Origin of the sequence: Actinomadura nitritigenes (assembly GCF_017573545.1) — a bacterium.
In the GTDB taxonomy this organism is placed as follows: Bacteria; Actinomycetota; Actinomycetes; order Streptosporangiales; family Streptosporangiaceae; genus Spirillospora; species Spirillospora nitritigenes.
Map to the genome: position 1 here is coordinate 1 of NZ_JAGEOK010000081.1, position 5,989 is coordinate 5,989.

At 70.1% G+C, this 5,989-nt stretch carries 5 protein-coding genes and 3 pseudogenes; 3 read left to right on the forward strand and 5 right to left on the reverse strand.

The genetic code is table 11. From position 1 onward, the window contains the following. Positions 1-112: pseudogene (locus tag J4557_RS48715) on the forward strand (IS5/IS1182 family transposase); the annotation flags it as partial. Between the two features lie 20 nt (positions 113-132). Here J4557_RS48715 and J4557_RS50630 read toward each other — a convergent pair. From J4557_RS50630 to J4557_RS48730, 4 genes and pseudogenes are all read right to left on the reverse strand, one after another. Then, a pseudogene (locus tag J4557_RS50630) lies at positions 133-561 on the reverse strand (PaaI family thioesterase); the annotation flags it as partial. 394 nt (positions 562-955) lie between these two features. Beyond that, positions 956-2,176, reverse strand: a complete 1,221-nt coding sequence (locus tag J4557_RS48720) for a 3,4-dihydroxy-2-butanone-4-phosphate synthase (protein WP_208274735.1) — start codon at positions 2,174-2,176, stop codon at positions 956-958. 245 nt (positions 2,177-2,421) lie between these two features. Further along, the gene (locus J4557_RS48725) at positions 2,422-2,829 is read right to left on the reverse strand and encodes a transposase family protein (RefSeq protein WP_208274736.1); all 408 of its coding nucleotides are present in this window, start codon (positions 2,827-2,829) and stop codon (positions 2,422-2,424) included. Positions 2,830-2,840: 11 nt separating this feature from the next. Continuing rightward, on the reverse strand, positions 2,841-3,803 hold the full coding sequence (locus tag J4557_RS48730; protein ID WP_208274738.1) for a GlxA family transcriptional regulator: 963 nt from the start codon (positions 3,801-3,803) through the stop codon (positions 2,841-2,843). An 83-nt stretch (positions 3,804-3,886) separates the two neighbouring features. On the opposite strand from J4557_RS48730, the gene J4557_RS48735 reads away from it, so the two are divergent. After that, complete coding sequence (locus J4557_RS48735) at positions 3,887-5,074, forward strand: MFS transporter (RefSeq protein ID WP_243777549.1); 1,188 nt, start codon at positions 3,887-3,889, stop codon at positions 5,072-5,074. Continuing rightward, positions 5,071-5,829, forward strand: coding sequence for a methyltransferase domain-containing protein (locus tag J4557_RS48740; protein ID WP_208274740.1), 759 nt, complete (start codon positions 5,071-5,073; stop codon positions 5,827-5,829). Before J4557_RS48735 ends, J4557_RS48740 begins: the two co-directional genes overlap by 4 nt. 47 nt (positions 5,830-5,876) lie before the next feature. On the opposite strand, the pseudogene J4557_RS48745 reads toward J4557_RS48740, so the two are convergent. Beyond that, positions 5,877-5,989 (reverse strand): annotated as a pseudogene (locus J4557_RS48745) (IS5/IS1182 family transposase); the annotation flags it as partial.

Below are 5,989 nucleotides of genomic sequence, written 5' to 3' on the forward strand. Positions count from 1 at the left end.
CCAGCTCAAGTCATGGCGAATCCTACGGAAGCTGCGCTGCTGCCCCCACCGCGCCGGCCGCATCGCCAAGGCCATCCATACCCTGCAACTCCGCGAAACCGCAGCACGCTGAAAAAGGCTCAGTGTCTGTTGACCTGTCGCGACGAGCGACCGTTGCTCGTCTTGAACACCGAACACTTCCAGTTGGCACACCGTCAGGGTTCGTCCCGTCTTTTGCACTGTCCCTATGGCGTGGAGGTGATCACCCACGGCAGGGGACAGAAGGTTGATCTTGTACTCCACCGTCAGCACCGCTGTGTGATCGGGAAACAGGGTGAACGCCGCGTAGCCGCCTGCGGTGTCCGCGATTGCACTGGTGGCTCCCGCATGGATGTAGCCGTGCTGCTGGGTGACTTCTGGCCTGCGGGGAAGCACGATGTGCACGATTCCCGGTGCGATGTGCGTGATACGGGCACCGAGGTGCCGCATCAGTCCCTGCTGATCGAAGCTGGCTCTGATGCGCGCCTGCACCTCGGGTCTTGCTTGTTGCTCTTGCGTCTGGTCTTCCATGCCTACTCCCATCTCTTAAGGAACCCGACCGAGAAGACGAACGGTCCGTCCGGTCTCTAGTGCGCGGCTCTTCGGGCGAGTCCCGTGTAGTCGGCTATGTGGCATCGGGCAAGGCTGTTGACGACTGGAGCGACGTAGCAGGCTGGCGGCGCGAAGGGCGTCAGGTCGGCCGTACGTGCGCGGCCCTGGGATGCGGAGCGGTCGGCGCCAGCGTCCGTTCCGGCGAGTCCCCCGCCAGGGCGTGCGCCGCTCCCGCTCCGGCCAGGAAGCGGGCGAGCGCACCGGCACTGCAGGGAGCATCCGCTTCATGGCAGGGATTCGATGGCTTCATTCATTCCTGCACCGAAGGCTCGTGGCGGCCGTCAGAGAAGCGGGCGTTTGCCGTCCAGGTCGCGGCCTGCGGTGGTCACAGGTGTTTTCTGAGGTCGTTGACGTCGAGGAGGGGCAGACCCCAGCGGAGCGCGGCGACTTCGAGATCGGCGGCCTTGGCCATGGTTCCGTCGGGGTTCATGACCTCGCAGCAGACTCCGACCGGCGGAAGACCGGCCGCCTCGCACATCGCAACGGTCGCCTCGGTGTGCCCGGCGCGTTCGGCCAGGCCGCCGGGACGTGCGGCCAGCGGGAACACATGCCCCGGCCGCAGGAAGTCGGCCGGGGCGGAGTCCTGGTCGGCCAGGCGCCGCACGGTCGCGGCGCGCTCGGCCGCCGACACCCCGGTGCCGGTGCCGGCCGCCAGGTCCACCGGGATGTGCGGCCGGGTGCCGTGCCGGTCGCCCGGCCCGGGAACCGGTGGGAGCTCCAGCCGTTCCAAGACCTCGGGCGCGCACGGCACGGTCGGGTGGCCGCAGACCTGGGTGAGCAGGAACGTGAACGCCTCCGGACGCAGGCGCGCCCCCGCGAACACCACATCCCCCTCCCCCTCCCGGTCGGGGTCCCAGACGACCACGCCTCCCCCGGCCGCCAGCTGCGCCACCGCCTTCTGCACGCCGTGGCCGCCTTCCACCCGGCCCGCCCACCCGAGCGCCGACACCGCCTCGGTAACCGCGCGGTGCGAGCCGGACGGCCGGCGCCGCACCAGCCGGGTGACCAGGTCGGGCTCCAGGTTCACCCGATCGCCCACCGCCAGGTCCGACAACGCGGTGAGCTGCAAGGTCACCGGGACGAGCACCACCGAGAACCGGTCGCGGGACGCCTCGGCGACGGTCAGGCTGACGCCGTCGACCGCGATCTGCACCTTGGGGACCACCAGCGGCAGGAAACGCTCCGGCGGCTTGATCCACAACCGCCGCGCCGTCGCCTCGTCGTCGACACGCACGATCTTGCCCACGGCGTCCACGTTCCCCTGCACCAGATGACCGGCCAGCGGATCGCCCAGCGCCAGCGGCGCCTCCACGTTGACCCGCGTGCCGACCCGGATCCGGTCCAGGGTCGTACGGCGCCGAGTCTCACCCGACAGCTCGGCCTCCAGCACCCCGGAATCCCGTCCGGACCCGACCACGCCGAGCCCGACACCGTTCAGGCAGATCGTCCGGGGCCTGCCCGCGGCGACCTTCGAGGCGCTGACCGCGATACGGGCCTGGTCGACGGCCTCCACCGTGCCGACCTGCGCAACACGTCCGGTGAACATGCGATACCACCTCTCGGCAGCGGCAGGACGGTCCTGACCGCGCGAGCAACCAGGGGCCGCTACCAGCGGCCCGAGAGGTGGCGGGGTATCACCGCGTGGCCCGGAATCACACCGAGTCGTCCCGCCGCGGCCGGCGGGACCGGCGGGCTGTCACCGCCGCACCTTGGAATCGCACCGACACAACAGATACCACCCGCCCCCCACGACGATCAACAAACGGACCTTGCTCCTCGGGCCGTCACCGATCAGCAACGGCCGTTGGATCCCCTAACGTCCTCGTGCATGGTCGTGCGCCGGTTCTGCGGGTGGGCGATGCCGTGGTCGACCCGAATCCGCTGGACGGAATGGGCATGGCGCCGGTCGGCGTGGAGCTCCTCGTTCCAGGCCGGGGCGTCGCGGAACTTGCGGTGCGGCGGCGTCACCACCTGACCGGCGGTCTCGGCGCCCAGGTCCTGGTTGCCGGCGGCGGCCAGGATCTGCACCGGCGGACCCGCGGCCAGAAGCTCGACCAGCCCCGACCGGAGGGCCTGGGTGCTGCCTCGGGTGATGGTGGATCGACTCACGCCGAACCAACAGCCCTGCACGTCATGGGCCACACCGTGCCGCAGATGGATCAGCGTGGCCGCAGCCGGTCCGGCCGCCACCACAACCATGCACGAGGACGTTAGCGGCCGTTGGTGTGGCTGAAGGCCTGGCGGTAGTCGCGGGGTGGCAGGCCGACGTGGCGGGTGAAGTGGTGGCGCAGGGTGAGGGGAGTGCCGAAGCCGCAGCGGCGGGCGATGGCGGTGATGGGCAGGTCGCTGACTTCCAGGAGGTGTTGGGCGGCCAGGACGCGCTGGGTCAGGAGCCACTGCAGCGGGGTGTCGCCGGTGGCCTGGACGAAGCGGCGGGCGAAACTGCGCTCGGACATGCGGGCCAGGTCCGCCATGTGCGCGACGGTCCACGGGTGGGCCAGGTCGTTGAGGACCCGTTCGCGTAGCTCCGACAGGTTGTCGGTCTGCCCCCGAACGGCGGGGATGGGGCGGGTGATGAACTGTGCCTGTCCGCCGGGCCGGAACGGTGCGGTGACCATGGTGCGCGCGATCTCGGCCGCGACGGCTGCGCCGTGGTCGCGGCGGACCAGGTGCAGGCACAGGTCGATGCCCGCGGCCACACCCGCCGAGGTCCATATCGCGCCGTCCCCGACGAACAGGACGTTCGGGTCCACCATCACGTCGGGGTGGCGCCGGGCGAGTTCCTCGGCGTCCAGCCAGTGGGCGGTGGCGCGGCGGCCGTCCAGGAGGCCGGCGGCAGCGAGCAGGAACGCACCCGAGCACAGGGACGCCACGGTGGCGCCGCGTGCGTGGGCAGCGCGCAGTGCGCCCAGAACGTGCGGATGGACGGGCTCTGTGGGGTGCTGAACGCCGGGAACGATGACCAGATCGCACTCGTCCAGGCCGTCCAGACCGTGATCGGGTACGCAGGTCACGCCCGGGTTCATGCCGACCGTGGAGCCGTGCGGCCCGCAGGTGCGCAGTTCGAACCGCGGGACGCCGCGGGCGGTCCGGTCGAGCCCCCAGACCTCGGTGGCCACGGCGTAGTCGAACACGCGGGCGTGCTCGGTGACCAGTATCCCCACACGCATCATGGCGGAAATCTATCTCACGGTGGCGTTTCAGCCACTCACGCCCTCGGCGGCTCGCCGATCAGGCTGGACATCGACATTTCCCCTTGGAGGAGGAGTACGGTGCCATGCCGCTGGCTTTGTTCGCCCTGGCCCTCACGGCGTTCGGGGTGGGGACCTCGGAGTTCGCCATCATGGGGCTGCTGCCGCAGGTCGCCCACGGGGTCGGGGTGTCCATCCCGGACGCGGGGGGCCTGATCACCGGGTACGCCGCTGGTGTGATCGTCGGGGCACCGCTGCTCACCGCCGCCTCGGCCAGACTGCCTCGCCGCACGACGCTGATGATGATCGCGACGCTGCTGGCGGCGGGCAGCGCCTTGTCGGCGGTCGCCCCCGGCTATGGCCTGCTGCTGACGGCCAGGGTGGTCGCGGGCGTGCCCCAGGGGGCACTGTTCGGCGTCGGGTCGGTGGTCGCGGCGCAACTCGTTCCGCCGGAACGGCGTGCAAGCGCGATGTCGGTGATGTTCGGCGGGTTCACCATGGCCAACGTGGCCGGAGTGCCGCTGGTGACCTGGCTGGGGGAGGCCGCGGGCTGGCGGGCCACGTTCTGGGCGATCGGGGCACTGGGCGTTCTGTCGATGGTCGGCATCGCCGCGTTGGTCCCACGCCGGCTGCGGCCCGAGGACGAGACGGGACTGCGTTCGCAACTGGCGACGCTGCGGCGGCCCCAGGTCTGGCTCGCGATGGGCGTGACGACGGCGGGCTTCGGTGGCGTCTTCGCCTCCTTCACCTATGTCACGCCGATGATGACCACGGTGGCGGGCTTCAGCGGATCCAGCATGACGGCGCTGCTGGTCGTTTTCGGGCTGGGCATGGCCGCCGGCAACCTGGTGGCGGGCCGCTACGCCGGGCGGCGACTCATGCCGAGCCTGTATGTGTTCCTGGCCGGGCTGACCATCGTGCTGAGCATGTTCGTGATGACGGCGCACAGCAAGGCCCTCGCCGCCTGCACCTTGTTCCTGCTGGGGCTGTTCGGGTTCGCGACCGTCCCGGCACTGCAGATGCGCATCCTGGACAAGGCCGCAGGCGCCCCCACCCTCGCCTCCGCACTCAACCTGTCGGCGTTCAACATCGCCAACGCGCTCGGCGCCTTCCTCGGCGGCATGGTGATCAGAGCCGGCTTCGGCTACACCGGCCCCAACGCGATCGGCGCGGTACTAGCCGCCACCGGGCTGGCCTTGGCCATCTGCTCAGGCCTGATCGACGCGCGCGCCAAGGAGGCCGTCGCACGATGACCGGCACACCCGGAACCGAACGCTACACACCCGGCCACGACACCTCCGCCATCGAATTCATGGCCGCCAGAAGAGCCGCGACGCACGCGCGGTTCTTCCTGCCGCACCTCACCCCGGGAACGACCTTGCTGGACCTGGGATGCGGGCCCGGCACCATCACCGCCGATCTGGCCGCCGCCGTCGCGCCGGGACAGGTACTCGGACTCGACCAGCAGGCTTCCCAACTCTCCAGCGCACGCGCACTCGCGCACCGGAGAGGCCTCACCAACATCCGCTTCCGGCAGGGATCCTGCTACGACATCCCGCTGGACGACAGATCGGTCGACCGCGTCTTCTCCCACGCCCTGATGGAACACCTCGCCCACCCGGCCCAGGCCATGGCCGAGATACGGCGGGTACTGCGCCCCGGCGGCACAGTCGGCCTCTGCAGCCCCGACTGGGGCGGCTTTCTGCTGAGCCCACCCTGCGACGACGCCGTCGCCGCCTACACGAACTTGCAGCAAGCCAACGGCGGAGACCCCTTCGTCGGCCACAAACTCAGGGATTACCTGCTCGATGTGGGATTCGAGCAATGCCACCTCGACGTCCACTACGAACGCCATGCCGACCCGTCCCGCATCGCCGACTATCTCGCGCTCCAACTCGACACCGCAGGACAGACCGCCCACGCTCGCCGGCTCCGTGGCTGGGCCACCAGCCCAAGCGCGATGTTCGCTCAAGCATGGGTCACCGCCATCGCCTCACGCCCCCGCTGAAACCCGGCCGGCGAAAAGGCCGACCGACCAGCATCAGTGAGCCTTTTTCAGCGTGCTGCGGTTTCGCGGAGTTGCAGGGTATGGATGGCCTTGGCGATGCGGCCGGCGCGGTGGGGGCAGCAGCGCAGCTTCCGTAGGATTCGCCATGACTTGAGCTGGG

Bases quoted from the DNA above. Each gene is read 5' to 3' on its own strand.
- J4557_RS48720 (WP_208274735.1), bottom strand. From the start codon at position 2,176: ATGTTCACCGGACGTGTTGCGCAGGTCGGCACGGTGGAGGCCGTCGAC.
- J4557_RS48725 (WP_208274736.1), bottom strand. From the start codon at position 2,829: ATGGTTGTGGTGGCGGCCGGACCGGCTGCGGCCACGCTGATCCATCTG.
- J4557_RS48730 (WP_208274738.1), bottom strand. From the start codon at position 3,803: ATGATGCGTGTGGGGATACTGGTCACCGAGCACGCCCGCGTGTTCGAC.
- J4557_RS48740 (WP_208274740.1), top strand. From the start codon at position 5,071: ATGACCGGCACACCCGGAACCGAACGCTACACACCCGGCCACGACACC.